The sequence below is a fragment of the Marivirga atlantica genome, assembly GCF_016734805.1.
Lineage (GTDB): Bacteria > Bacteroidota > Bacteroidia > Cytophagales > Cyclobacteriaceae > Marivirga > Marivirga atlantica.
In genome coordinates this window covers 313218-339754 of sequence record NZ_JAERQG010000002.1, presented here as the reverse complement: position 1 = coordinate 339754, position 26537 = coordinate 313218, and the positions used below count along the sequence as shown (strand labels likewise).

The 26537-nt window shown below is 35.6% G+C and carries 22 protein-coding genes; 14 read left to right on the top strand and 8 right to left on the bottom strand.

The window, feature by feature from the left end; all coding sequences use genetic code 11:
* Positions 1–199: 199 nt before the first annotated feature.
* From JKP34_RS08860 to JKP34_RS08845, 4 genes are all read right to left on the bottom strand, one after another.
* Complete coding sequence (locus JKP34_RS08860; RefSeq protein ID WP_236664950.1) at positions 200–739, bottom strand: YfiR family protein; 540 nt, start codon at positions 737–739, stop codon at positions 200–202.
* A gap of 92 nt (positions 740–831) precedes the next feature.
* Positions 832–1908 carry a M42 family metallopeptidase gene (locus JKP34_RS08855; RefSeq protein ID WP_201919889.1) on the bottom strand — a complete coding sequence of 359 codons (1077 nt, stop codon included), beginning with the start codon at positions 1906–1908 and terminating at the stop codon, positions 832–834.
* Positions 1909–1980: 72 nt separating this feature from the next.
* Complete coding sequence (locus JKP34_RS08850) at positions 1981–3258, bottom strand: metal-dependent hydrolase family protein (protein ID WP_201919887.1); 1278 nt, start codon at positions 3256–3258, stop codon at positions 1981–1983.
* Between the two features lie 20 nt (positions 3259–3278).
* Complete coding sequence (locus JKP34_RS08845; protein WP_201919886.1) at positions 3279–3719, bottom strand: hypothetical protein; 441 nt, start codon at positions 3717–3719, stop codon at positions 3279–3281.
* Positions 3720–3865: 146 nt separating this feature from the next.
* Between JKP34_RS08845 and JKP34_RS08840 the strand changes: the two genes are divergently transcribed.
* From JKP34_RS08840 to JKP34_RS08785, 12 genes are all read left to right on the top strand, one after another.
* A complete protein-coding gene (locus JKP34_RS08840; protein WP_201919885.1) occupies positions 3866–4453 on the top strand; it encodes an acyl carrier protein phosphodiesterase in 588 nt (195 codons plus the stop codon).
* Between the two features lie 52 nt (positions 4454–4505).
* Positions 4506–6131: an ArnT family glycosyltransferase gene (locus JKP34_RS08835; protein ID WP_201919884.1), complete on the top strand. Its 1626-nt coding sequence runs from the start codon at positions 4506–4508 to the stop codon at positions 6129–6131.
* A gap of 83 nt (positions 6132–6214) precedes the next feature.
* A complete protein-coding gene (locus tag JKP34_RS08830; protein WP_201919883.1) occupies positions 6215–7126 on the top strand; it encodes an AAA family ATPase in 912 nt (303 codons plus the stop codon).
* 1 nt (position 7127) lies between these two features.
* The gene (locus JKP34_RS08825; RefSeq protein WP_201919882.1) at positions 7128–8456 is read left to right on the top strand and encodes a hypothetical protein; all 1329 of its coding nucleotides are present in this window, start codon (positions 7128–7130) and stop codon (positions 8454–8456) included.
* 43 nt (positions 8457–8499) lie between these two features.
* On the top strand, positions 8500–9687 hold the full coding sequence (locus JKP34_RS08820; RefSeq protein ID WP_201919881.1) for a hypothetical protein: 1188 nt from the start codon (positions 8500–8502) through the stop codon (positions 9685–9687).
* A 137-nt stretch (positions 9688–9824) separates the two neighbouring features.
* On the top strand, positions 9825–10991 hold the full coding sequence (locus JKP34_RS08815; protein WP_201919880.1) for a DUF4249 domain-containing protein: 1167 nt from the start codon (positions 9825–9827) through the stop codon (positions 10989–10991).
* Positions 10992–11092: 101 nt separating this feature from the next.
* Positions 11093–13756: a TonB-dependent receptor gene (locus JKP34_RS08810; protein ID WP_201919879.1), complete on the top strand. Its 2664-nt coding sequence runs from the start codon at positions 11093–11095 to the stop codon at positions 13754–13756.
* Between the two features lie 83 nt (positions 13757–13839).
* Positions 13840–14946: a DUF4249 family protein gene (locus JKP34_RS08805; RefSeq protein WP_201919878.1), complete on the top strand. Its 1107-nt coding sequence runs from the start codon at positions 13840–13842 to the stop codon at positions 14944–14946.
* Positions 14947–15022: 76 nt separating this feature from the next.
* Positions 15023–15604 carry an LOG family protein gene (locus JKP34_RS08800; protein WP_201919877.1) on the top strand — a complete coding sequence of 194 codons (582 nt, stop codon included), beginning with the start codon at positions 15023–15025 and terminating at the stop codon, positions 15602–15604.
* Positions 15591–15983 carry a cupin domain-containing protein gene (locus JKP34_RS08795; RefSeq protein WP_201919875.1) on the top strand — a complete coding sequence of 131 codons (393 nt, stop codon included), beginning with the start codon at positions 15591–15593 and terminating at the stop codon, positions 15981–15983. The genes JKP34_RS08800 and JKP34_RS08795 overlap by 14 nt, the downstream gene beginning before the upstream one ends.
* A gap of 4 nt (positions 15984–15987) precedes the next feature.
* The gene (locus JKP34_RS08790; RefSeq protein WP_201919874.1) at positions 15988–16887 is read left to right on the top strand and encodes a carbon-nitrogen hydrolase family protein; all 900 of its coding nucleotides are present in this window, start codon (positions 15988–15990) and stop codon (positions 16885–16887) included.
* Between the two features lie 89 nt (positions 16888–16976).
* Positions 16977–17543, top strand: a complete 567-nt coding sequence (locus tag JKP34_RS08785; protein ID WP_201919872.1) for a thioredoxin family protein — start codon at positions 16977–16979, stop codon at positions 17541–17543.
* Between the two features lie 12 nt (positions 17544–17555).
* Here the strand turns inward: JKP34_RS08785 and JKP34_RS08780 are convergent, their stop codons facing one another.
* Genes JKP34_RS08780 through JKP34_RS08770 form a run of 3 tightly spaced genes read right to left on the bottom strand, consistent with a single transcriptional unit; the run spans position 17556 to position 21387 of the window.
* Entirely contained in the window at positions 17556–19505 is a 1950-nt protein-coding gene (locus JKP34_RS08780) for a polysaccharide biosynthesis protein (RefSeq protein ID WP_201919869.1), read from the bottom strand.
* 48 nt (positions 19506–19553) lie between these two features.
* Complete coding sequence (locus tag JKP34_RS08775; RefSeq protein WP_201919867.1) at positions 19554–20675, bottom strand: aminotransferase class I/II-fold pyridoxal phosphate-dependent enzyme; 1122 nt, start codon at positions 20673–20675, stop codon at positions 19554–19556.
* Position 20676: 1 nt separating this feature from the next.
* Complete coding sequence (locus tag JKP34_RS08770) at positions 20677–21387, bottom strand: SDR family oxidoreductase (RefSeq protein WP_201919865.1); 711 nt, start codon at positions 21385–21387, stop codon at positions 20677–20679.
* 227 nt (positions 21388–21614) lie between these two features.
* Here JKP34_RS08770 and JKP34_RS08765 point away from each other — a divergent pair, with 227 nt between their 5' ends.
* Both JKP34_RS08765 and JKP34_RS08760 read left to right on the top strand, forming a co-directional pair.
* On the top strand, positions 21615–22346 hold the full coding sequence (locus JKP34_RS08765; protein ID WP_201919863.1) for an MlaE family ABC transporter permease: 732 nt from the start codon (positions 21615–21617) through the stop codon (positions 22344–22346).
* A gap of 3 nt (positions 22347–22349) precedes the next feature.
* Positions 22350–23102: an ABC transporter ATP-binding protein gene (locus JKP34_RS08760; protein ID WP_201919861.1), complete on the top strand. Its 753-nt coding sequence runs from the start codon at positions 22350–22352 to the stop codon at positions 23100–23102.
* Here JKP34_RS08760 and JKP34_RS08755 read toward each other — a convergent pair.
* Positions 23099–26536 carry a hypothetical protein gene (locus JKP34_RS08755; RefSeq protein ID WP_201919859.1) on the bottom strand — a complete coding sequence of 1146 codons (3438 nt, stop codon included), beginning with the start codon at positions 26534–26536 and terminating at the stop codon, positions 23099–23101. The two genes, JKP34_RS08760 and JKP34_RS08755, sit on opposite strands and share 4 nt — an antisense overlap.
* Position 26537 lies beyond the last annotated feature (1 nt).

Here is a 26537-nt window from a genome sequence, read left to right as displayed (position 1 = left end):
TTCCCCCAAAATTTTATGTAATTCAACCTTTAAATCTATAATTTTTTTGTGAATTATTAATTCAAATACTGTACCTAAAAATAAAGATAATCAGGATGTTATGCTATAATTATATTTTATCTTATAAAAATTAAAAACCCTGCCTTGTATTTTTATACAATGACAGGGTTAAAAAACTAAACCATTACTAAATGAAACTTTATATCATGATACCCATGCTTGCTAGTTGATTGGATACCTTTAAGTTATTTTGTTGTATTGAAGCTTGATTAATTTCGAACTTTAACTTCCCGCCAATTTCCTTAAAATTGATGCAGCTACCTTTTTTACCAAGATTATTACCGTCAGTAATGATAAGTGTAGGCTTACCACTAAATTTAGCTTTTACTTCATCGAATTGACTGTTCATATCATCAGCCAAGTAAACTACATGCGCACTGTTGATACTATTCACATCTGTAATCTTTACAATTTGCACATTCTGTCCTTTCACAGACCTGTTAGTATAAAAGGTTTTTAAAGTATTTAATACTTCATCGTCACCGTAGACACCGATTACAAAGTTACCTGATTTAGAAGTTTCAGGCCATTCTACATATTTAATGAAATTAAACATTAACATAGAATGGATTTCATGCATTGGTCTATCAGCAGATTTTACTGTAAAACCTAACAACAGCAATCCGATTAGTGCAACTACCTTTCCAATTCTTTTCATTTGATTCAAATTCTTTCGCATTATTGATAATTTATGCTACAAAGGTAACGCACTGATTATGAGCAGTAAATAGAATAAATGCAATAAGCTTTCAGAAGTAAGATTTTTCTAAGTTATGTTAGATTATAGCGGAAATCATGCTCATTGTTTAACGAAACCACAAACTGATAAAGTAAATCTATAACAGCCTGTACATCATTCATATGTACCATTTCTACAGTGGTATGCATATATTTGAGTGGAAGTGATACTAAAGCTGAAGGAACTCCCTCATTGGAATATGCAAAGGCATCAGTATCAGTGCCTGTTGCACGGCTTGCTGCGGCTCTTTGATACTTGATTTTTTTATCTTCTGCATTCTTAATCAGCATTTTAAGTAAATTATTCTGCACCGCAGGACCAAATGTAAGAACAGGCCCATCACCAGCCTTCTGATCACCACTTTCTATCTTATTATACAGAGGAGACTGCGTATCATGACAAACATCTGTTATTACAGCTACGTCAGGTTTGATTTTATGAGCTATCATTTGAGCTCCTTTTAGACCAACTTCTTCTTGCACAGCATTTACTATGTATAAGCCAAAAGGAATTTGATCCTTATTTTCATGAATTTTTCTGGCAACCTCAGCAATCATAAAACCACCTATACGATTATCAAGTGCTCTACCTACCAAATACTGTTTATCTTTCAGATACATGAGGTCATCTTCAAAAGTAATCACTGAACCTACAGTAACTCCCATTTCCTCAGCTTCCTTTTTTGATTCGGCTCCAATATCAATAAATATATTCTTGAGTTCGGGTTTAATATCATTCTCTTTATTTCGAACGTGAATAGCCGGCCAGCCGAATATACCTTTTACTATTCCCTTATCTGTATGGATATTAACTCTTTTAGATGGTGCTATCTGATGATCAGATCCTCCGTTTCTGACAACATAAATGTAGCCATCATCTGAAATATAATTTACAAACCAGCTTATTTCATCAGCATGGGCTTCAATAACCACCTTATACGGTGCATCAGGATTTATTATGGCTGCTACTGAACCATAATTATCTTGAATGTATGAATCTGAATAAGGTTTGATATAATCTAGCCAAAGTTTCTGTCCGCTAGTTTCAAAACCTGTAGGTGCGGCATTGTTAAGATATTTGAAAAGAAAATCTTCTGCTTTATTATCCATAAAAAATGATTGTTTCTAATTGTAATCAATTACAAAGCTAATGGTTTTGAAATCTTTTTTTAAGGATATTTATTACTCGTTTTTATATACTTCACCACCCTTCATTACAAATGATACACTTTCCATAGTTTTAATATCTTCTAATGGATTGTCATCAACAGCAATAATATCAGCGATTTTTCCAGCTTTAATTGATCCGTATAGGTTATCAACTTTTAAAAGACTTGCTGGTACGAGCGTTGCCGATTGAATGGTTTCGATTGCTGGCATACCCGCTTCAACCATATAGGCAAACTCTCTCCCATTTTCTCCATGATAAAATACTCCTGCATCTGTTCCGAAAGCTATTTTTACTCCCTTTTTATATGCTTTGCTGAAGGTATTCTGGATTTTAGGCCCAATTTCTTTGGCTTTAGGAACTACTAATTCAGGATAATAGCCTGGAATTTCTGCTAGTTCTGCCACTGTTTTACCAGCAGTTATGGTTGGCACATAGTAAGTATCATATTGCTTCATGAGCTCCATAGTCTCTTCAGACATAAGTGTACCGTGCTCAATTGTTTTTATTCCTGCTCTTATAGCACGCTGCATTCCTTCATCACCATGAGCATGTGCAGCGGTAAGCATACCATAATCGTTGGCCGTTTCAACAATGGCTCTAAGCTCATCTTCAAAAAACTGAGGATTTTGTCCGCTCTTGGCTACACTAAGCACACCGCCAGTTGCTGTAATCTTTATTACATCTGCACCATTTTTATAGCGCTGGCGAACTGCCTGTCTGGCTTCAGCTTCGCCATTAATTACTCCTTCTTTAGGGCCGGGATTGCCCATTAAATCATCTTTATAGCCATTGGTGGGATCGGCATGGCCACCAGTGGTTGCTATAGACTTACCTGCAGAGTAGATGGTTGGTCCAACAACATAACCCTTCTTTATAGCATCTCTCAAGCTGGTGTTAACACCACTACCTCCTAAATCACGCACCGAAGTGAAGCCCGCCATTAATGTTCTCTTCGCATAAACTGTTGATTCGAAAGCGACATCTGCATCATTTTTCACAAACTTATCCATATACTTGGTTTTTGAGGTTTGTCCCTCAATATGTACGTGCATATCAAAAAGCCCAGGCATCACCGTTTTGGATGATAAATCTATCAAGGTGGCTCCTTCAGGAGTTGTTTTTAGTCCCTTTTTAACTGACTTAATCAAATTGTTTTCCACAACAATCGTCATATCATTGAGTACTTTGCCATCTTCAACATCAATAAGCTTTCCACAATGAATATAGGTTTGCTGAGCCAAAACACTACTGCTGAAAAAGATTAGGCAGGCTAAAAGTATATTTTTCATAATTCTTGGTTTATTTATTATTAGAGCATTTCGGGGTTATCAATATATTTTTCCAACTGATCTTTTGTAAGCGATGGAGTTGCATTATCAGCCTCTGCTGTGACAATGGCTTTTGTAATACCATTTACCAAACCTTTGTCGAATCCCATTTTCTGTGCTATAATCATACACATCTTAGCCTCTCGCTCATCTAATTTATTATCAACAAGCATCATCCTAATGTATTCATAAAGCAGCACTATTCTGTCTTTCTTGCTTTTCGGAAGAATAAAAGGATGGTCTTCTACATCCTTTAGGTATATGTCTACAGTTGCTTCATCTATGCCATTCTTCCTTCCTAATTCGTATAAGAATCGCTTCTCTTCTTTTACAAAGAAATCGTCAATTTTGGCAAGTTGGTGAAGATGTATAATGTGCGACTTCACACTTTGAGCATCAAGTTTTCTATCAAATACAATCATAGTCAGGCTGGTATGATCCTTTAATATACAAAGCTGAATCTAGAAATGTGCCTTTATAAGGGTATTAAATTGATTTTGAATAAAAAGCAAAAGAGCATCTCGGCATTTCTAGCTTTCCGTTTTTTAAGTGATTAACTTATCAATTCATGAATTTTTTAGCACATATATATCTATCCTTTGAGGACACTGATTTAACAATTGGCAATTTTATTGGTGATTTTGTTAAAGGTAACGAGCTAGATAATTATTCTGATTCCATCAAAAAAGGTATACAATTACACAGAGCCATCGATAGTTATACTGATTCGCATGAGGTTGTTCAAAAAAGTAAAGAGCGCTTAAGAGATAAGTACAGACACTATTCTGGTGTTATAGTGGATATTTATTATGACCATTTTTTAGCACTGCACTGGCAAGAATTTCATAAAACACCTCTAAGAAAATTCGTTGACGAAACTTATCAGCTGTTAAATTCTGAGAGCAGTCGATTTCCGGCTAAAACAAAGCAAATGTTACCTTTTATGATTAAACATGATTGGTTATATAATTATCAATTCTTTGAAGGCATTCAACAAGTGATGCATGGCATGAGCAGAAGAACCAAATTTAATTCACGCATGGATGAGTCAGTAGTAGAACTCAGACAATATCATGATGAATTCGAAGATGAGTTTATGACTTTCTTTCCTGACTTAATTAATTTTTCAAAAGAATTCATTCAAAAGGAAAACTAACAAAATTGAAAATTACTCACATGTGAGCTCTTGAAATTATTACTATTGCAGTATGTTTAGGCTTGACTGGTTAAATGCGCAAATCTCAGTAAACCAATTTGTAATCATACTTTGGATCATATTGACGGCCATCAATATCAATAAAGCATTTCATATTGATGACACTTTTCACCTTCTAGCAGCTGAATGGGTCGCTGAAAAACCAACAGATCCTATGGCGGCTAAGATCAATTGGTCAGATCAGCCTGAGGCAATTTTTCTGGGTAGTCAACCTCCACTATATTTCTACCTTATAGCCTTTTTCATCAAGATATTTGGAACAGGAGAAATAGGACTTCATTTGCTTACAGCTATTTTTCTTTTCCTTGTTCTATATTTTTACGCTAAAATATTAAGAGAAATAAATGTTAAACAGCCTAAAGTGCTGCTTACACTCTTTGCTTTCTGTCCCGCCTTAATAGTTAATCAAAACCTGATGATTGATATTCCCATTCTAAGTATGGCACTAGGCTGTACTTTTTATTTGATCATAGCTCAGCAAAGTGGCAAACTCAGCAACTATTTATCGGCTACTCTTTTCCTCACTTTCGGACTTATGATGAAGTTTACTTTGTTGCCTTTTCTTGTAGTAATTGGTTTAACAGCTATTCTTTCCGGACATTACAAAGCCTTGATTAGTTTGATAATTCCCTTAGCAATCATGATTGGCTGGTCCTCTTGGAGTGAGCTTCAGTATGGTGTTTCTCACTTAGGTATTAAAACCAATTTTGGATTTAGCACCAATAAATTGCTAGGTTTCTTAGGTACAACTGGGGCCATTTCAACTTTTGTTGTGATTCCATTTTATACTTGCTTTAAAAGCCAGTTCACAAAGTGGTTGATTGTTGACGTTTTAGCAATTTTAATAATTTGTCTGCCACCGGTCTATTTTGATATAATCAATCAGCAGAAATTCAGTGCTTTCCTCAATTATATTTTTATTGCTTCTGGCAGTCTGGTACTCCTACTCTTTATGTGGCAAACTGCTAAGTTAAAGTTTAGCTATCAGTTAAATTTCATTAGGCATCATATGCTTATTATTACCTTAATCATTTTCGGCCTAGCAGCATTTATTGTGCTCTTCGCTCCTATTAATGCCACTCGTCACAGCTTACTTTTAATACCTTTTTTTATTATTCTTTTTCATAAGGAAATAGATGCTTCTGTTGGGCCAATTCTGAATATCACTTTAGCAGTTACCATCTTTTTAGGTGTTGCTTTAGGTGTTTCTGATTGGTTATATGCCGATTTTTACAGAAACGCAGCTGAAGAAATCAGTGTGAAAAAACAGCCTGATCAGAAAGTATATGCTGCAGGCCACTGGGGCTGGCAATGGTATGCCTATCAAAATGGATGGGAGATTTATGCCACTAATGGCGATCACAAAATTCGAAAAGATGATATTATTTTAATTCCTAAAAATGCTTCCAAACAGCACATCGATAAAGCGCTAAAATTAGACACAATTGATTTTTATACAGAAAAACCGAACCTCCTCACCTTCTTCTCAGGGAAATCTTATGCCAGCATGTACACCACCTTTGGCGATAAGCCTGCCTGGAATTTATCAACTCAACCAATTGATACAATTTTCATTTGCAAAGTAAACCAACCCATAACAGCTGATCAGGAAGATTGAACTTTCTCATATTGAATTTCGCTAAGCTAACATTACCTTTGAACAGATAGATAACTAAATAGGCAAAACGCAGTTTTATAACTATGGCAGAAACATCACACTGGACAGGATCCAATAAATACTTATGTGACCCGGCATTGGCTCAGGCATTTCATATGGCTCGTACTTTAGGGATGCCTTTATTAATTGAAGGTGAGCCTGGCACTGGCAAAACTGAGTTACCAATACACTACGCGAAGGACAGAGGTCTTGATTTAGAAGTTTATCCTGTAGGTTCTAAAAGTACAGTTGAGCAATTCGTTGCTCGTTTCGATCATGTAAAGTATTTACGCGATTCGCAAATAGAAATCTTAAATGCACAACGTGAAGAAAAAGGATTGGAAAGCAAGCTAACTACAGGCGGTAGAAATCCTGAAGCACTTGGTGATTACGTTGTGAAAGGCCCTGCGGCTAAAGCCTACAGCAAGCCAAATTCTGTTTTATTGATTGATGAAATTGATAAGGCACCAAGGGAATTCCCTAACGATCTGCTTTATGCATTAAGCCACAGAAAATTCATCATGCCTGAGTCTGATGAAGTTATCGAAGTGTCTGAAGAAGATATGCCGGCTATTATCATTACTTCTAACAGAGAGCAGGAATTACCAACCGCTTTTAAAGGTAGATGTATTTACCATTATATCGATTTTCCTGACCAGGAAACAATGACAAAAATCATTGACAAGCACCATCCTAATTTAGATGAGAAAGTAGTTAGTGTTGCCTTAGATGTATTCTATCATTTGAGAAGAATTGGATTAGAACGTGCCCCTACCACACGCGAAATTTTAAACTGGTTAAAATACATGCACAGCATGACACCAAAAGAAGCCATCGAAAATATTAAAGGCTTGGCAGGTATAGGCGCACTCATAAAAACCCAGGCTGATATGGAAAAAGTAAGCCGTCTAATTGGTGCAGACGATTCATTCTTCGGAAGCCATAATTTAAACTAGTATGTTTAGTTCTTTACCGGAAAAATTCAGAGCTCAAGGATTAAAAGCAGATGTTCGCACTTTGCTGCTACTCAGGAAAGCCATGCAAAAAGGGCTGGTAAAGACATTAGGAGATATTTATAATGTATTGAAAGGCATAGTAGTTAAAGAACCTTCTGACATGGGGCCTTTTACCAAAGCCTATTATGAATATTTTCTTCACATCCTTGTTCAGCCAGGACAAACTTTAGAAGATGCAATCCTCCGTTCAGAAACTTTTGCTCAATGGAAAACACAGTTTCTGGATGAAGCAGATCATGATGTGAATGAAGCTGATTTAGTCAATACCTTTTTAGATGAGCTGCACCTCACTAGCTATGACATTAAGGAAGTAGTATCCGGCAAAGAAATATGGGATAAAGATAATCCAGATTTAGAGGATAAAGATGCTATGGATGATGAGGAAGCAGAGCAGGTAGAAAGAAAGCTGGAAAAAATGGCTGATTACTCTGATCTCTCATTGGAAGAGCTGCTTGAGCGTATGGAAAAAGTTCGAGAACAGCAGCGCAGCAAACATGGTGGCGGAAGTCATTGGATAGGCACTGGAGGTATTTCACCTTATGGTCATGGAGGGGCAGCAAAAAATGGCATTCGTGTTGGAGGACAAGGTGGTGGTAAAATGGCTCGTAAGGTAATGGGTGATAAGAATTATTTTCCTATTGATAAAGACTCTTTACTAAACGATGACAATGTAGATGCCGCACTGGCATCCATAAAAGGTGTAATTGAAGAAAGTGCTGTTGAAAAGCTGGATGTACCCAAAACCATTAAATCAGGTATTAAAAGAGGTGGCTTATTCATTCCTGAAATGGATAGCGAAAAGAATGAAAAACTTCAGGTAATTGTGTTAATTGACAATGGAGGATACTCCATGGCTCCTTATGTGAAAAGTGTACAAAATCTTTTCAGAAAGATGAAAACGCGCTTTGCTCATGATTTGGAAGTCTATTATTTTCATAATACTATTTACGATAGAGTTTATGAAGATGCCAGAAGAACAAAATCCATTACACTAGAAAAATTATTAAGTCATAACAAAGACTACAGAGTATTCTTTATTGGTGATGCCGCTATGGCACCTTATGAGCTTAACTCTTACAGTATTGAAAGTATTAAGGCAATTGGTCAGAAGTTCAAGAAGAATGTATGGCTCAACCCTGAACCACTCAAGTACTGGCCTTATACGTATACCATTCAAGTTATGAAGGAGCTTGTTCCTATGTTTCCGCTGACACCTGCTGGCATTGAAAGAGGTGTTAGGTCTATGAACAATAAAAGCGGGAAAGAGTAAATTCTACTTTTTCTTCCTATCTTAACGGCCTAACTAAACTATCATGAAAACTAGAACCTTCACTATTTCATTATTTAGCCTGTTTCTATTGCTATCTTTAAATGTTAAAGGACAAAAATTAGTAATTGAAGACAATGCCGATATACTTTCTGATGCAGTTGATAGTCTCTTAGTAGAGAAATTCAAGAATAATGGGGTTGAGTATACTTTAATAGTTGACTTCAAAAAGAAATGCGATTACCTTTTTGCAAATCTTTATCTTGAAGAAGGTCAAATAAAAGCATCTTTACATGATTGTAAAAACCAGATATTAGGAAGGAAAAATCTGGGAAACTCTTTAAGAGTAGCTTCAAAAGAAGACCAAGCCACACTTATTTATTATGCTCTTCTGGATATGATCAAGAATCCTCAAACTACTGTTAGTCAGAATGAAGAGTCATCAACCAATAAGCAATTGTCATCGGATGATCCTGAGAAGGGCTCTATTGAATTTGACCCAAATGTTTCAGAACATGACTCAAGATATTTCTTTGCACCAACAGCAAGGCCCTTAAAAAAGAGTGAGCTTTACTATAATACTGTATATTTTCTTCTGCATGATGCACAATTTGGCATCACTGATAGACTATCATTTGGAATGGGAACTACTATAATAGGTTTTCCATTTTACTTTACGACAAAATTTTCCATTCCCGCTGGAGAAAAATCATATTTTGCCATTGGCGACTTATTAATACTCGGTACATATGGGTCAGACTTTAACGGTAACCTTCTGTTCGCCAATTACACCTATGGCAGCAGTAAAAGTAATTTTACAATAGGTGGAGGTTTGCTTACCTCCAATACTGATGATTTATTTGGTGGTAGACCTAGTTTTGTAGCTAATGTAAGCGGAATTAAATCAATAGGTAAATATTTCTACCTCATAACTGAGAATTATATCAACCCCTTTAGAAAAACTGAACAGAGAAGTCGAGACTTCTTTAACCCTGATGGCTCATATGCTTATACCCAGTTTTATGAGGCTAATTATCAAAAGGTTCTTTGGTTCGGAATTACAGGCCTCAGACTGGTTACAAAAAAGAACGCCTTAAACAGTTTTCAGATAGGCCTTACCCATGTGCTGGACTACGAGTATGAAACATCGAATAACAACACTTCATCCAGTAGCATGAATTTCACGGCAGTTCCTACTATTTCTTTCACCAAGAAGTTTAAATTGCAAGAATAATTTTTAAGAAAAGAGATTTCTAATTAATTGTTAGTTTCAGTGTAAACCTACTCCATTTTCAAATTTCATAAATTTAGTGTTTATTGATTTACCATCTTATCCTGAATGTCAGGAATAATTACTTTTGAATAAACTTAATGATGTTTAAAAAATTTATTTTCGCTATATACTGTAAGTGGTACCAGCTTAAGAAAGATTATTTTTTGTTGCTAACATTAGTCTTTATAAACGGCTGTATTGAACCTTATAAATTTAGAATAGAAAATAATGAACCCCATTTAGTTGTTGAAGGATTTATATCAAATGTTTCTTACCACAAAACACTTGATTACCCAAGCAATGGCCGATATTTTTCTATTAAACTGGGATATACAAGTGACGTAATTAATACTTATGGTGAAGCTGTTACCAATGCAATTGTAACATTGCAGAATGATTTGGGGAATGAATGGAATTATACTGAAGTAAATAATGACGAGGAGGTATTATATTATTTATTGGAAGAAGATTTTAAAATTTCGCCTGATAGGAAATATAAACTTTACATCACACTTCAAAATGAGGAGGTGTATGAATCAGATTGGGTTTCTATGCCAACTTTAGAAACTGAAACTGATGAAATGGGAGAAATTGGTTTTCAGGAGATTGAAAAGGAAAAATATGTTTACATAGCTGGAGAAGAAGAAATAAGATCTGTTAAAGGCTTCAATTCAACTATTCATCTCCCAAAAAATACATCTGGAGAAAAGCGATACTATAAATGGACTTATGATCCTATATGGATATTCCCAACACCTATTAGCGGCTTTCCTGGTGGGGCTCCTCCTCTTTGTTGGGCAGTTAATAAATACTTCCTTACTGATTATGACTTGCAAGAAGACATTTTAGGGGATTATAAGAAGGACTTATTTTTTTTGGAAACAATTGGAAATGAAAAAATATATGTAAAACTATCCGTACTTATAACTCAGCAACTACTTAATAAAGATTATTTCCTCTATTGTAAAGAGCTTCAAGAAAATGCATCAACTGGAACTTTGTTTGATAAGTTACCTTATAATCTTCAAGGAAATATACATCCTGTTAATAATAACAAAAATGTTTCAGGCTATTTTGCTGCTGTAAGTGAGCAAGCTTCAAGATGGTATTTTGATAAAAAGGAGCTATCATATAATGTAGTGAATGATTTGGCAGAGAATTGTATAAAATATGGTAATCCACCAGCGCCAGAATGTTATAATTGCCTAAATTATTCCAGAGGTCAGGCTCAATCGGAGCCTCCAGCATGGTGGAATCCTAATTAAATCCGATATTCAAGGTATAGAACCTCTCATAAAATAATTGCATTAATCTTCAGCAATTAAACTAACTTATAAAAATTCTTGGCACCTTAAACTAAATCATTTTGTTAAATAAAACTTTATTCCTCTTTTCCGTCATGATATTTCCTGCTATCTCAATAGCACAAAGAGTTAATGATATAATAATTGATCCAAAAACTAATGGTAAAGACTTTAACCTTTTACTAAAAGATATTGAGTCTAAAAATGATGTCAATTTCATATACAATGAAGAAGACATGCAGGGCATTTCTGCTTACCTAATTCAGAATAAAACAAGATTGTTAAATTATATTGAAGATTACCTCATTGAGTTTAATGTAGTTTCTTTAAATGACAAAACCGTTGTTTTAATGAAAAAAGATTTTATTCCTGATCTTGGAAAAAAACCAGATAATTATTGGATTACTCAGGGTAAGCCGGGTCAGATGGTTACTATAAATGGAACTATTTATGATAAATCAACTGGTGAAACAGTAGTTGGAGCTCAAATTCTACTTCCAGCAACTGGAAGGGGAGCAATAACAGATATTAATGGTCAGTTTTCTATTAAAACGGAAGCTAAATTCCAGGAACTAACGATTAATTTTATTGGCTTTGATAAAAAAACATTGCTTTTAGGTTTTGACCCCGAAGTAGCAGAGAAAAAATTGCAAAGCAATCTTTATCCCGAATCTCAACAGCTTGATGTTGTAACAGTAACAGCTAAAAGATTAGATGAGAATGTACGAAGTCAGCTTACAGGTGTTGAAAGAATGGGAATCGAATCAATTAAGAAATTACCCACTTTTCTAGGAGAAATAGACCCTATCAAGAGTATGACAACACTACCGGGTGTAAGTACAGCGGGTGAGCTAAGTTCAGGATTTAATGTAAGAGGAGGAGAAACTGGACAGAATTTAATTCTTCAGGATAATGGCACAATTTACAACCCTTCACATTTATTTGGCTTTTTCTCAGCATTTAATCCTGATTTAGTAGATAATGTGACACTTTATAAAGGAGGTGGACCTGCCTCATATGGAAGCAGAGTTGCTTCAGTATTAGATATTTCTTTGAGAAACGGAGATGTTGGACGATATAAAATATCTGGAGGCTTAGGCTTGGTTTCAAGTAGACTCACCGCGGAAGGTCCTATTAAAAAAGGTCGTTCCTCTTTCATTATTGGAGGAAGAATTTCATATGCTGACTGGCTCTTAAATGCTACAAAAAACATTGAGTTAACACAAAGTTCAGCAAAGTTTCATGATATCACAGCAAAGATTTTTCAAAAAATAAACTCTGATAATTTTATCAGTTTCTCTGTGTACAACAGCCATGATGACTTCAAGTTTGCTGGTGATTCAATATTTAGTTGGAATACTTTAAATGGATCCTTCTTATGGGATCATACCTTCAATGACAAGCTTAACTCTTCATTATCTATTGCAAATAGTAACTATTCAAGTAACCTAGATAACATAGATGAAATTACTGGTTTCACCTACTACAATGAAATAAACAGCCTAAGGTTGAAGTACCTAATGAATTTTGATAAAAGTGAGAAATACGTATTTTCAGGAGGTATAGAAGCAGAAGGCTTAATTATCGAGCCTGGAAAACTCACCCCTACAAAGGACGATAGCAATATATCCGCTTCTAACATGCAAAATCAAAAAGGTATTGAAGCAGCAGCCTTTGTTCAAGCTGATATTGACATATCATCAAAACTATCTGCAATGGTAGGTATACGTCTATCAAACTTCTTTAGATTAGGCGGAGAAGAAATTCTGAAATACGATTTTAATAATATTGAGCAAAGGTATCCTGTAGTTACTGATACTATCAATTATAAAAATGGAGATTTAATTAATCATTATATTGGCTTTGAGCCAAGACTGTCGTTTCGGTACCTGATTTCAGAAGAAGTTTCGTTAAAGGCTAGCTATTTTAGAACATATCAGTACTTACATCTCATATCAAATACAACCTCTGCTACACCTCAAGATTACTATGTGGTAAGCGGACCATACTTGAAGCCAGCAAGAGGAGATCAATTTTCATTGGGGCTTTTCAAGAACTTTTCTAAAAATAAATGGGAAACATCAGTTGAAGGATTTTATAAAATAACTGATCAGGCAGTAGATTATATTGATGGAGCTGATATAACCTTAAACCCTCGCTTAGAGGCCGGTTTGGTACAGGGACATGCAAAAGCTTACGGGATCGAATTCCTTCTAAAAAAGAAAACGGGTATTTTTAATGGATGGATAGCTTACACTTTTGCGCGGAGTTTAAGACAATTTTCTCAAAATACGGGTAGCAGAGTTAGCATAAACGATGGAGCTTATTATCCGGCCACCTATGATCAACCACATATTTTATCATTGGTGACAAATTTTGAGCTGGGACCAAAAACCACCTTTTCTGCAAATTTCAATTATAAAACAGGTAGACCCATCACCATTCCAATAAACAAATTTTCTTATGGCCCCTACCTTTCAATCCTGAATTATTCAGAACGAAATGAGTATAGAATACCAGATTACCATAGACTTGATCTTTCCTTAACAGTAAAAGATAATCCTTCAAAAAATGGTCGCTATAGCGGAGAGTGGGTTTTTTCAATATATAATGTTTATGGAAGAAAAAATGCCTATTCTATAACATTCAATAAGTATGGAAAAGCTAAAAAACTCTCCATTCTAGGTAGTACTTTTCCTTCTATCACCTATAATTTTAATTTTTAATGAAAGAAAATTTACTCAAAACAATTCAAACCCTTCCCTTGAGTTTCAATATATACTATTCCTACTTAGTGTTTACATTAATAATGTTTACTGGATGCGTTGAGCCTTATGAGTTTCTTATAGAGAATGGAGAAAGGAGTTTAGTTGTAGAAGGCTTTATCTCAAATATTTCCTTTAATAAAACATTAGATTTCCCGAGTGATGGAAGATTTTTCACGATAAAACTTAGTTATACAAGTGATGTGATTAATATCTCTGGCCGTAGTATTTCCGGTGCATCTGTTACACTTATAGACGATCAAGGAAATACCTGGAACTATAACGAATTGGATAATGGAAATGAAGTAAAATACATCTTAAACGATAGTGATTTTAACGCTAAGTCCGATAGAAAATATCAACTAAGAATTATTTTACCAAATGATGAAATCTATGAATCAGAATGGGTCAGTATGCCTGAGCGAGATGACAGACCAATTGGCGAAATAAGTTTTACAGAAGATGAGAAACTAACATATAAGTATGTTGCTAACGAAGAAGAAATTGTATCAATTCAAGGGATTAATGTTCAGCTTAATATAGCGCAGAATAACTCTGCGCAAAAGGCATATTTTAAATATATTTATGATCCAACCTGGATATTTCCATCCGTTACTAGTGGTTCTATTGGCGGTATCAATTCATATTTAGCACAGGATGCTCCACAATTATGCTGGGCCAAGAATAAGCTATTTCTAAATGATTATACCTTATTAGATGATTTAAAGGGTGGATACAAACATAAATTGTTCTTTATCGAAACCTTAGGGAATGAAAGGATATATTTAAAACTTTCAGTGCTTATCATCCAGCAGCAACTGAACAAAAAATATTTTCATTATTGGCAAGAGTTAAAAGAAAATGCAGCGGCAGGTACGTTATTTGATAAATTACCATATAACCTTTCCTCTAACATCTACCATGTTGGCGGAAACAAGAAAGTTTCAGGCTATTTCGATGTAGTAAGAGAGAAGGCAACACGTTGGTATTTTGATAAGGATCAACTTTCATACAATATCGAAAACAAGTTAGCCGAAAATTGTATAAAATATGCCGGTGTTGACGGACCAGCACAAGAATGTTACAATTGTTTGTACTATACAAGAGGTGAAACCGTGGGTGAGGCTCCTTGTTGGTGGAACCCACAATAATAGATTAGAATAAAGATTCACTTAAGATTATTCAATCTTTCCGTACCACTTAAATATAAACTTCCAAGAAGACCATATGCAAAGCATAGCCGTATTTTGTGCCTCAAGTGAAGGCAACGATAAAAGATTTAAAACCATTGCCACCAAGCTTGGCGAAACTTTAGCACTGCAGCATATTGCCATTGTGTACGGTGGTTCTAAAGCCGGGCTAATGGGAGCCGTAGCTAACGGTGCCTTGAGTAAAGGTGGAGAAGTGATAGGCGTTATCCCCAATTTTCTGAAGCACAAAGAAATTGCCCATACTGAAGTAACCGAACTCATTGTTGTTAGCAGCATGCATGAAAGAAAAACGATTATGCATGATCGCTGTGAAGGTATAATTGCCCTACCAGGAGGGTTTGGTACTTTTGAGGAACTCTTTGAAGTACTCACCTGGGCACAATTAGGACACCATCAAAAACCAATAGGGCTGCTTAATGTGAATGGTTATTATGATGATTTGCTTAAAATGATTCATAAAATGGTAGACAATGGACTGACTAAACAAGTAAATCAAGATATGCTGCTAGTGGCTGATACCATTGATGATTTATTACATAAAATGAAAAACTATAAAGCGCCAAAAGTACATAAATGGATAGCTGATGATTCATTATAAGTTTTCTGGTCTTCCACTAATTACTCTTTGCCTGGTACTTCTACTATGTAGTTGTCAAAAAAGAGAATCGAATCAACTTCCTGATCCATTAGCTGCCGGATGGAATGGTGCTTCAGTTTGTGAGGTACTCAGTGAAGACAGTGAACTTAGGGTATTGAGATGTACTTTCCCTCCAGGTGTTGGGCATGAACGCCATTATCACCCAAAACATGTTGGTTACACTGTAAAAGGAAGCAAGTTCCGAATGACTGACTCATCAGGTACCAGAGAAGTAAACGTACCTACCGGCTACACTTTTAAGAACGGCTTTATTGAATGGCATGAAGTACTTAATATTGGAACCGATACTGCGATCTTTTTAATCATTGAACCCAAATAAGCTTATGAAGATAAAAGTTGGCCTAATTCAGGATTTCCCCATTTTCTTCGAACTGAATAAAACTGTTGATAAAATGGAGGAATTAGTCAAGAAGTATTCCTCTGAGGGCTGCCAGCTTATTGTATTTCCTGAGTCTTTTATTCCTGCCTATCCAAGAGGCTTCGATTTTGGAGCAGTAGTTGGTAGCAGAACAACAGAGGGAAGAAGACTATTTCAAAAATTTTATGACAATGGCCTGGACCTCAAAAGTGCTCAAATGGATCGACTTGAGCGAATGGCTAAAGAGCACAATGTTTTTATTGTAGCAGGGGCCACCATTAAAGGAAAAGCTAATGGTAGTTTATATTGTGCTATGCTATACATCGACCCTGCAAAAGGCATGATTGGTTTACATCGTAAAATAAAGCCAACAGGAACTGAAAGATTGATTTGGGCCGAAGGTGATGCCAGTGATCTTGAGGCGGTAAGTAGTTCATTCGGTAAACTTGGAGGGCTTATTTGCTGGGAAAACTATATGCCTTTTGCAAGAATGGCTATGTATCAACAGGGTGTTCAGATATATATTGCACCAACTGCCGATGCCAGAGAAGAATGGCAGGCAAGTATGAAACACATTGCTTTAGAAGGCAGATGCTTTGTATTGGCATGTAACCAATATGCAACCAAATCTATGTATCCTGAAACATATCAAAAATATGTTTCCAGCCAGAATGAAGACTTTTGCAAAGGAGGAAGTGTAATCATATCACCACTGGGAAAGGTGATAGCAGGCCCTTTATTCGATACATCAGGTGCAGTAGTAGCAGAAATTGACACAGATGAAATAACACAAGCGAAGCTAGATTTCGATGTAAATGGACATTATAGCAGACCTGACTTATTTAACTTTGAAGTCAACCGATAAAATAAATTTTAAGTAAGACTGCCGACATCATACTTCTTTAATCAAACCCTAATAACGATGTAGCGTTCTTTGGAGTAAGCAAAAATTTTATGGATATATCTACTTACGAAAAACAGTTTAATACAATATTAGAAGGCAATAACCACCTGCCTCCCTACGACAATGAGGATTACTTTAACTATGTAAAACTTAATGCAAGTCGACTAAAGCGTTGGTATAAAATAGGTAAACTAAATACTGAGTTAGTAGCATTAATTAAGAAAATAGAAAACCCACAACACTGGTTATTGATTACTGAACCTTGGTGTGGTGATGCAGCTCATGCCCAAGCTTTCATTGCTAAATTAGCTGATGTTAATCCTCTAATTAGTTTATTAGTTCAAAATAGAGATGCACCCGCCAGTGAAATAGATAACTATTTAACCAATGGAGGCCGCTCTATTCCTAAATTAATTGTTAGGGACGCCAATGGTAATGACCTATTTACCTGGGGACCTCGGCCCAAAGAGGCTCAAAACATTCATTTACGGCAAATGAATGATGAAAATATGAGTAAAGAAGAAAAAAAGATAGAACTACAGAATTGGTATAATAAAGATAAAGGAGAAAGCACTCAAGAAGAACTATTAGAACTTCTTAAAAAGGTAGTTGGTTAAATTTATGACTGATTATGAAATCTTTCTAGAGATTTTCCAGTGTTCAGCTCTTTGCTCTTTCAATTGCTCATCAAGCTTCTCGAATCTTGATGAGTTACTAACAAACTCTGGTAATATATTTTTCATCTGAAGGATCATGCCCAATTCGTTCTCCTCTTCTAATAAATTATAAAGTTCAACCAAGGCCTGTTTAACAGTTTTATGATCCATACGTTCCGTTTTGGCGATCATAATCTTTTGGTGATGTGTTGGAAGAGTAGTTTCTTTATCACTTAATAGTTCTTCGTATAACTTCTCCCCTTCTCTAAGACCTGAGAATTTGATTTTAATATCTTTATCAACCTCAAAACCTGACAGTTGAATCATTTTTCTGGCTAGATCAATAATTCTGATAGATTTACCCATATCAAATACGAATATCTCCCCTCCATAGCCCATAACACCTGCTTCAATCACTAGCTGACAGGCCTCTGGAATAGTCATGAAGTATCGTGTAACTTCAGGATGAGTAACAGTAATAGGGCCTCCGTTTTCGATTTGGGATTTAAACAATGGAATAACTGATCCATTCGAGCCTAAAACATTTCCAAACCTGGTTGTTATAAATTTAGTGATATTTGTAGTATCGGTTTGTTTACTATCATTCAGAGACTGTACATATATTTCTGATATACGCTTAGTAGCCCCCATCACATTAGTAGGATTCACAGCTTTGTCAGTAGAAACCATTACAAATTTTTCTACTTGATATTTCACAGAAAGATCAGACAGGTTTTTAGTGCCAAAAACATTACAGGAAACAGCCTCAAAAGGATTCATTTCCATAAGAGGCACATGCTTATAAGCTGCCGCATGATAAACAATCGTAGGTTTATATTGCTCAAAAATATTATTTAACCTGCGTCTGTTAGTAATATCCAATACAACAGGGATGATCTCAGTAAGCGTATCATTCAAATTTTGAAGTTGAATGTCAATTTCATAAAGAAATGATTCAGCCTGATCAATTAATATAAGCTGTTTAGGCCCTGCTTTAAGAACTTGCTTAGCTATTTCAGATCCTATTGAACCAGCAGCTCCCGTAATTAGCACAGTTTGCTTAACAAGGCTTTCATTCACTTTTGGGTTATTTAACTTTATGGATTCCCTACCAAGTAAATCTTCTATTCTGATTTCCTTAATTTGGTTCATGCTTAGTTCACCATTAACCCATTTATCAGGTGCTGGCACAGTTCTAACCTTTACATGATGCTTTAGACACTCATCTACAAGTTCATTCTTTCGCTCAACTGATAAACCTGCAATAGCAATTACAACTTCGTTGATGCTATGTTTTTTAAGCAATTCACCCAATTTGTCCGATGCACTATAAATGGGAGCACCATTAATCACCTTACCTAATTTTTTAAGATCATCGTCAATAAATCCGATCACTCTCATCCTTGCATTATCATCAACGTCAATCATATGCTTGGTGATAATACCATATTGGCCTGCACCAAAAATCAGGATGTTTCTTCTTTTGCGTACAGCATCACGGTAATAAGAGAATAGATTTTTCACCATTACCCTGTAGGTGAAAAGAAATAAAATGGCAACGGTAAATGAAATAATCAATACAGAGAGTGGAATTATTATGCTACCTCTATAGAAATAATGCACATAACTTACGATCCCTGCCAGTACAGTTCCAATTAAGGTTGTATAGCTTATCCTAAATCCGTCTTGGATAGATGTATAACGAATGATACCGGCATAAGACTGGGTAATTAAAATCGCCAATAAATGGCATATGGTAAAGAGTATTAAACCTTCCTGAAACTTAAAATTAAGTACATCTTCAACATTGAAGTTGAATCGGAGAAGATAGGCGAATACGATAGCAGCCAATAAAATTCCTAAATCGATAAGAAGAATTATCCACCTAGGTAAAAAACTGATATCATTTAATTTATTCACCATTCGAACTCAAATATAAACATTTATATAATTAATTATATATTTCCTGTACTAATTTAACATTTTAATAATCTCATTTTTTATGAAGTCTTTTTCTTCATCAGATAGAGATGAACCGGATGGAAGGCAAATTCCATGTTCAAAAAGCCTTTCCGAAACGCCATTTAAATAACTACCACATTCTTTAAAAACAGGTTGAAGGTGCATTGGTTTCCACAAAGGTCGAGTTTCAATATTTTGCTCCTCTAGACGTTTTCTCAATTCTTCACGATTGAACGAAAGATCACTCGATAAAACAGCAGTAGTTAACCACCTGTTACTAAAGGCACCCTCTCTTTCCTCCAGAAAAGTAAATCCTTTGTTTTCAAAAGCATTTTTATAGAATTCAAAATTAGCTCTTCTCTTTTCAACCCATTCATCTAATACAAGCATTTGTCCTCTACCTATTCCCGCAGCTATATTGCTCATTCTGTAGTTAAATCCTATTTCGCTATGTTGATAATGAGGTGCAACATCTCTGGCCTGAGTAGCTAAAAACCTGGCTTTGGCAATCTTATTTTCATCATTTGCTACCAAAGCGCCTCCTCCTGAGGTTGTAATTATCTTATTTCCATTAAAAGAGAATATGCCATAATCACCATAAGTACCAAGCTTTTTACCGTGCAAACTGGCACCTAAGGCCTCGGCAGCATCTTCAATTAACGTTATCTCATATTTTTTACAGATATCAGCCACCTCATCAATCATTCCGGGCATTCCATACAAGTGCACAAAAATGACGGCCTTAGGCTTTTTTCCTTTTTCAATATATTTCTTGATAGCCTCCTCAAGTAAAACGGGATCCATATTCCAGGTTTGCTCTTCACTATCAATTAAAACCGGCTTTGCCTTTTGATAGGCTATAGGATTAATTGTGGCTGAAAAGGTAAAACTTGAGGCCATTACAATATCATCAGTTGTTACTCCTGCAAGAATCAAAGCCAGGTGTATTGCTGCGGTGCCAGAGCTTAAAGCTGCTGCATGTAATGCACCGCTATAACTTGCCAAATCCTGTTCAAAACCATTTACATTAGGACCTAAAGGAGCTATCCAATTTTCATCAAAGGCCTGATGTATAAATTCTAATTCTTTACCCCCCATGTGTGGAGCAGATAGGTATATTCTTTTATTCATTTTAGATATCTCCCAATTGGGGTCTTAGTACAATTTCTTCTACAACTGTCTGGCTTGAAAGCTCATAGGCTGAATATACGGCATTAGCAATATCTTCAGATTTCATAAAGCGTTCTTCAGGAAGATCCACCCCTTCCCAGCTGGCAGTATAAGTGGCTCCTGGTAAAACAGCAGTCACCCTTATATTATGTTCTTTAAGTTCCTCTCTTAGGCACTTAGTAAAGCCCTGCATAGCATATTTAGTGATGCTATACGAGCCTCCGCTTGCGTAGGCGGTTATACCGGCAATACTACTTATAGAGAAAATATGTCCACTCTTCTGCTTTAGCATGGCAGGTAAGAGCTGTCTGGTCAAATGATAAGCTGAATACAGGTTGGTATCCATCATTTTTTCAAGATTGCCTTCAGGTTCTTCAGAAATACTTCCTGGAAGGAATACTCCTGTATTGTTAATGAGTACATCTACAGTATCAGTAATTGACTGAACAAAGTCAGCGAAAGCTAAAACTTCCTCTTTTTGGGACAAATCAGAAGACTTCGTATGAATTTCAGCACCATGGTTCTGCTCAATATCAGTTTTTAGTTTATTGAGATCCTCCTCATTTCTGGCACAAGTAATTACACTATAGCCATTTTGAGCAAACTTTTGAACTAGAGCTTTGCCTATTCCCTTTGTACCTCCTGTAATAACAACAAATTTACTTTTACTCATACAAACACACTTTGTTAAGTTTAAAATTAAACCAAAAGCGAAACTAATGATTAAAATGCTAGTTAAACAAACTTAAACATTATGGAACTGCTAAATATTAGCTATAAATAGTCATTTGTAAATTAAACTGAATTGATAGAGTATTCACAAGAAGTTTTTAGCCAAAACTTACACAAAAGCTTTTCATTTCATTACTTTCAACCTAAATTTTCATCTTTATATATTTTATGAAGTCAATAGGCGCCTATTTCATTTTTTTAGGAAACATGTTTGTAAGAAGGGAGAACTTCAGATCCTACTTCAAGCTTGTTATGACAGAGTGTAACCAGATTGGTGTAAACTCTTTATTTTTGGTGGCTATTACATCCACTTTTATGGGTGCGGTAACTACTGTACAAACAGCGTACAACCTGGTTAGTCCGCTGATTAAAAATTATGTGGTAGCTCAGGTAGCCAGAGAAATGATAGTACTGGAATTGGCACCAACCATTACAGCCATTGTAATTGCCGGTAAAGTAGGTTCAAGCATTGCCAGTGGGCTCGGTACAATGCGAATAACGGAACAAATAGATGCCTTAGAAGTAATGGGAGTAAATTCGATTTCCTATCTGGTGCTTCCTAAGATTCTAGCGGCAGTAATCATGTATCCTCTACTAGTTATAATAGGTGGAGCATTGGCCTTGTATGGGGGTTATCTTGCTGGTACGTTGACAGACATACTGACACCTACAGAATACATTTATGGTATAAGAATAAGCTTTAACCCATACACAGTTCAATTTGCACTTATTAAGTCAGCTGTATTTGCATTTTTAATTTCATCTATCTCTTCTTTTCAAGGCTATTACACTACAGGTGGAGCACTGGAAGTAGGTATTTCAAGTACAAGTGCGGTTACCAAAAGCTGTATTGCAGTTCTTTTAGCCGATTATATATTAGCTGAACTTTTACTAAACTAATTTATGATTGAAGTAGAAAATATTTCGAAGACATTCGGTGATACACAGATTCTATATGATATTTCTGCCAAGTTTGAGCGAGGAAAATCCAATCTTATAATTGGAGCAAGTGGTACTGGAAAAAGTGTATTGCTAAAAAGCATTGTTGGTTTAGTGATGCCTGAAGAAGGAAAAGTGCTTTACGATGGTCGTAAATTCTTGGAATCTGATAAAGAAGAAAAAGCACAAATTAGGAGAGAAATAGGCATGTTATTTCAAGGAGGTGCTTTATTTGATTCCAAAACTATTGAAGAAAATGTTCAGTTTCCGCTAGATCTGCTCACTGATATGTCAAAAGAAGAGAAGATTGACAGGGTAAATAATGTATTGAGCAGGGTTGGTTTAGAAAACACGAATGACAAAATGCCTTCAGAAGTAAGTGGAGGGATGAAGAAAAGAGTGGGTATTGCAAGAGCGATTGTTAATGACATCAACTATTTATTTTGTGATGAGCCAAATTCAGGATTAGATCCACGGACCTCACTACTAATTGATGAGCTTATTTATGAAATAACCCATGAGCTTAATGTGACTACCATTGTGGTTACTCATGACATGAATTCGGTAATGGGTATCGGAGAACATATCATCTACTTATCAAAAGGTAAAAAACTTTGGGAAGGAAACTCTGACAATATTTTAGACTCCGGTCAGGAGGATTTAGAAGATTTTATCTTCGCCAGTAAGTTCATGAAGAAGTTAAGGAAAACCCTTTAAAACAAAGCTGAAAGCTGTACAGAACCAAACTGTACAGCTCTGTTATCCGGTGTTTTTCGGCCATTATAAGAAACATTTAAGTTTAAATCTCCTATTATCTTTTTCCGCAGGTTAACATTCCAAACCACATTATCACCTGCTCTGAGTCCTTCAAACATCTCATAGGCTAGCGGGCTTTGCTTGTCTTCAAGGCTACTATTTAGTTGAATAAAACCTAAGCTGGCTTCAAGCATGGTAGCTGTGGTCTTTATCCATTTTGTGTTTAAATCTATTTTTTGAATGATTACTCCCTCCTGCTTTTCCTCAGAGCTATTGTCTTTTAATTTTGAAGTATACTCATAACCAAATGTCACCCTCCAATTCTTATAATGCTGCCATTGTACTTTAGGAGTTACTCCATTGCTACCATAGGCATAATTCCGTGACTCCAATAATTCTGAACTTGATGAGTTTTGAGCTTCATGGTAAGTAAATAAAAGATCCCAATCATTGGTGATATTTAAGCTGCTTTGCCAATTAAAAACATCTTTCTTATTCTGATCAAAACCGTTTAAAAGCAGTTGCTTTCTCTCACTTTTTGTCCAGTTAAAAGAAGTATTCAGTTTTCCACCTCTATTTAAAAAAACACTACTCTTAACAAAATCTCTTGATGACAATAAGGATTCGCTTTTCTCTATTGCATCAAATGGGTTTACCTTATCATGCCATGCATCAAAGGTATTTTTATTCTCAAGATTGGCTTGAAACTGACCTGAGACCCTAGAGAGCATGTTCAGGAGTAAACTGCTCTTTCTCCAGCTATTTGGCAGTTTTAAACTCAGTAAATACCTCAACTGATTGTTATAAGCTGTTTGATAAGAATTACTAAAATTAAAAACCTTTATATAGTTTCTGTCTCCGTAAGTGGTTTCATCTTCAAAGAACTCTTCTAACTCCTTCTCCCCATTCGCATTTAAATCAGACCAGGAGTGCGTACCCAAGCCTAATGCAACCTCTTGAAAAAAGTAACTCCTTTGTAGCACTCTGCCAGAACCTGTCTGGTAAAAGAATTGTTGTGTAATATTGCCCTGCCAGAAGTAAGCGTTCCAGTTAATTGATCCTTGATAAAAGTCTTCGGAATCGGCAGACTCATGCTTTTGTTCAATAGCTCTTCTTAAAATATTCAGCTCTATATTATTCGAACCATCATACCTTAAAGATTGCTTCATTTGTGTAGTTTGAGAAAGTTCAAAAGGTTTAAACTTGCCCTCCTCAGGAATAAAATCAGATCTTATTTGATGTGATAACCTAAAATTCCAATTACCGCTATCCTGCTTCTGTAAAAATGCCTCTTGACTGTAATAGTTTTGAAAACTTAGCTGAATAGAATCCTCTTTGACTTGTGAGTGTCTTTGAAAATCGAAAATGTAACCAGGGCTTATAGCCCATTTGTTATAAGTAATTTGGGCAAATGCCTTTTTCCAATCATTATTTAAAACCTTGCTCTTGCTACTCATACTGTATAAACTTGACTGAACAGCAAAGTCTCCTGTATGAGCATAAGAAATACTTTGTTGAGTTCCGTTAAGATTTATCTCCCCCAGCTTTTCTCTTAAGCTGTTAGTATATTCAATTCTGTTATTGTGGAACGTGACATTTAAGTTTCCCGAAAGCAATTGTTCTTCTCCTGCCTGATATTGTCCGGATTGATTTACACCCCATTCTCTATTAAAATCAAGTGCTCTAAAGTTTTGAATGGGTTGAAATGCCGAATCTAAATATTCATACGAAATACCATATTTGATACTTAGAGGATTGTCATTCCCAATTTTCTTTTCTCCACTTTCATAACCTATAATAAAAGCATTACCGTCAATTTGAGTATGTTCCGGATTAAACCGGTTTCGAGTTTGCTCAGATTTGGCATAATCAAAACTTAGTTCATCTTGATTTTTAAACTGATAGCTTGCTCCAATATTCAGTAATTTTCTTTGTTGAGGTAAAGCTATTTTACGAACAGGTGCATAATTACCCACTGACTTACCATCTGAAGGTGCAATCCATTCATATATTTTCTGATTGGTATTGGATGAGCTTATTATATAATTACCATTACCCTCACCTACAAACGAAAAATTTATATTATACAGCGTTGCATCCTTATTTCTAGAATACCTGTAATAGGTAATCTGCTCAGAATTGATGAGCGTATCATTTTTTTCATAAAGCACCTTATTTTCAACGAAAGTAGCACTATCGATAGCTTCAATATAGCCATAGCCAAGTGATGTTTCTGCATTGGCCAAAGACTCCATTTCGGCTTGACTCAAATCAGTTAAAGGATTATTTATATTATCATTTTCTTGAAAGTAACCTACTCGGACTTTTAGGTTTCCTATGGTTTGATGATGGTCTAATGCTGTTACATTTCTACCAAATTGCTGGTCGGAATATTCAAACTCAATTAATATCTGACTGAATTTTGAAATATATAATGATGCATTAAAAGTAATTTCAGCAGCATTGTAATCAATGATATAATCATGCTCCAATCCTCGCTTCAGAAGCTCTCCGTTTAGATACACCCTTTCAGAACCTGCAATCAGAAAAATGAAAGGCTCATTCTGCGGGCCTTCAATTCTGTAAGGTCCAAGCACACCTTCAATGGGCTTTAGCGTTTGAGTGCCCACTTTACTTCTGGAGATTGAACTAACAACTGAAGTAGATGAAGAACCAGTAGAATCTAAAGTCAACCTTGGCGTTGAAATACCTACTCCCTGTACCAGCCTATCATATCGGAGGAAATTAAAATCCTTCGCAGAACGAATACCAATATCTCCTCCCTGCAAAGTCCAATTATCATGAATTAACTGAATGTTTACTCTGTCAAAATCCTGAAGTCGTTGGGTGTTACCTTCTGGTTCAAATGGAAGTTGTTGATCTGTTAAAGTGGCATTTAGGTATAAATCATCTGATAGCTGACCTGTTAATTTAAGGTCCATTGCCGAATGCATATACGCTCCTCTATTTTGTCCACCAGAAACACTCCTGAGAAAAGCTCCTTCTATTTCAATACCATCAAGTCCCAATAACTCTTGTGTATTTTTGTGCTCTTGTTCATTTATAAATTGAGGTTTAAAAAGCACTGTACTATCGTAAAGGTTTGCTGATAATACCGGCTTAACAAATTCAGTTCTCTTTTTTAGGTAATCAAAGCACACTCTTTTCAACCTATTATCTTCTTTTAAGATGAGAAGACCATTGTTGAACTGAAAGTCTTCCTTAGATGCCAGAGAGTTATTAATCGTGATGCTATTAGGAATAACAATTATGGAGTCAGGAATTTGAACCGAAGAAGATTCAACCTCTAAGCACATTTGTTGTGCATATAGGTTATTCGTCAGAAGAATGCTAATGAGCCCTACAACAACTATATATGTTATGCACCACTTCAAA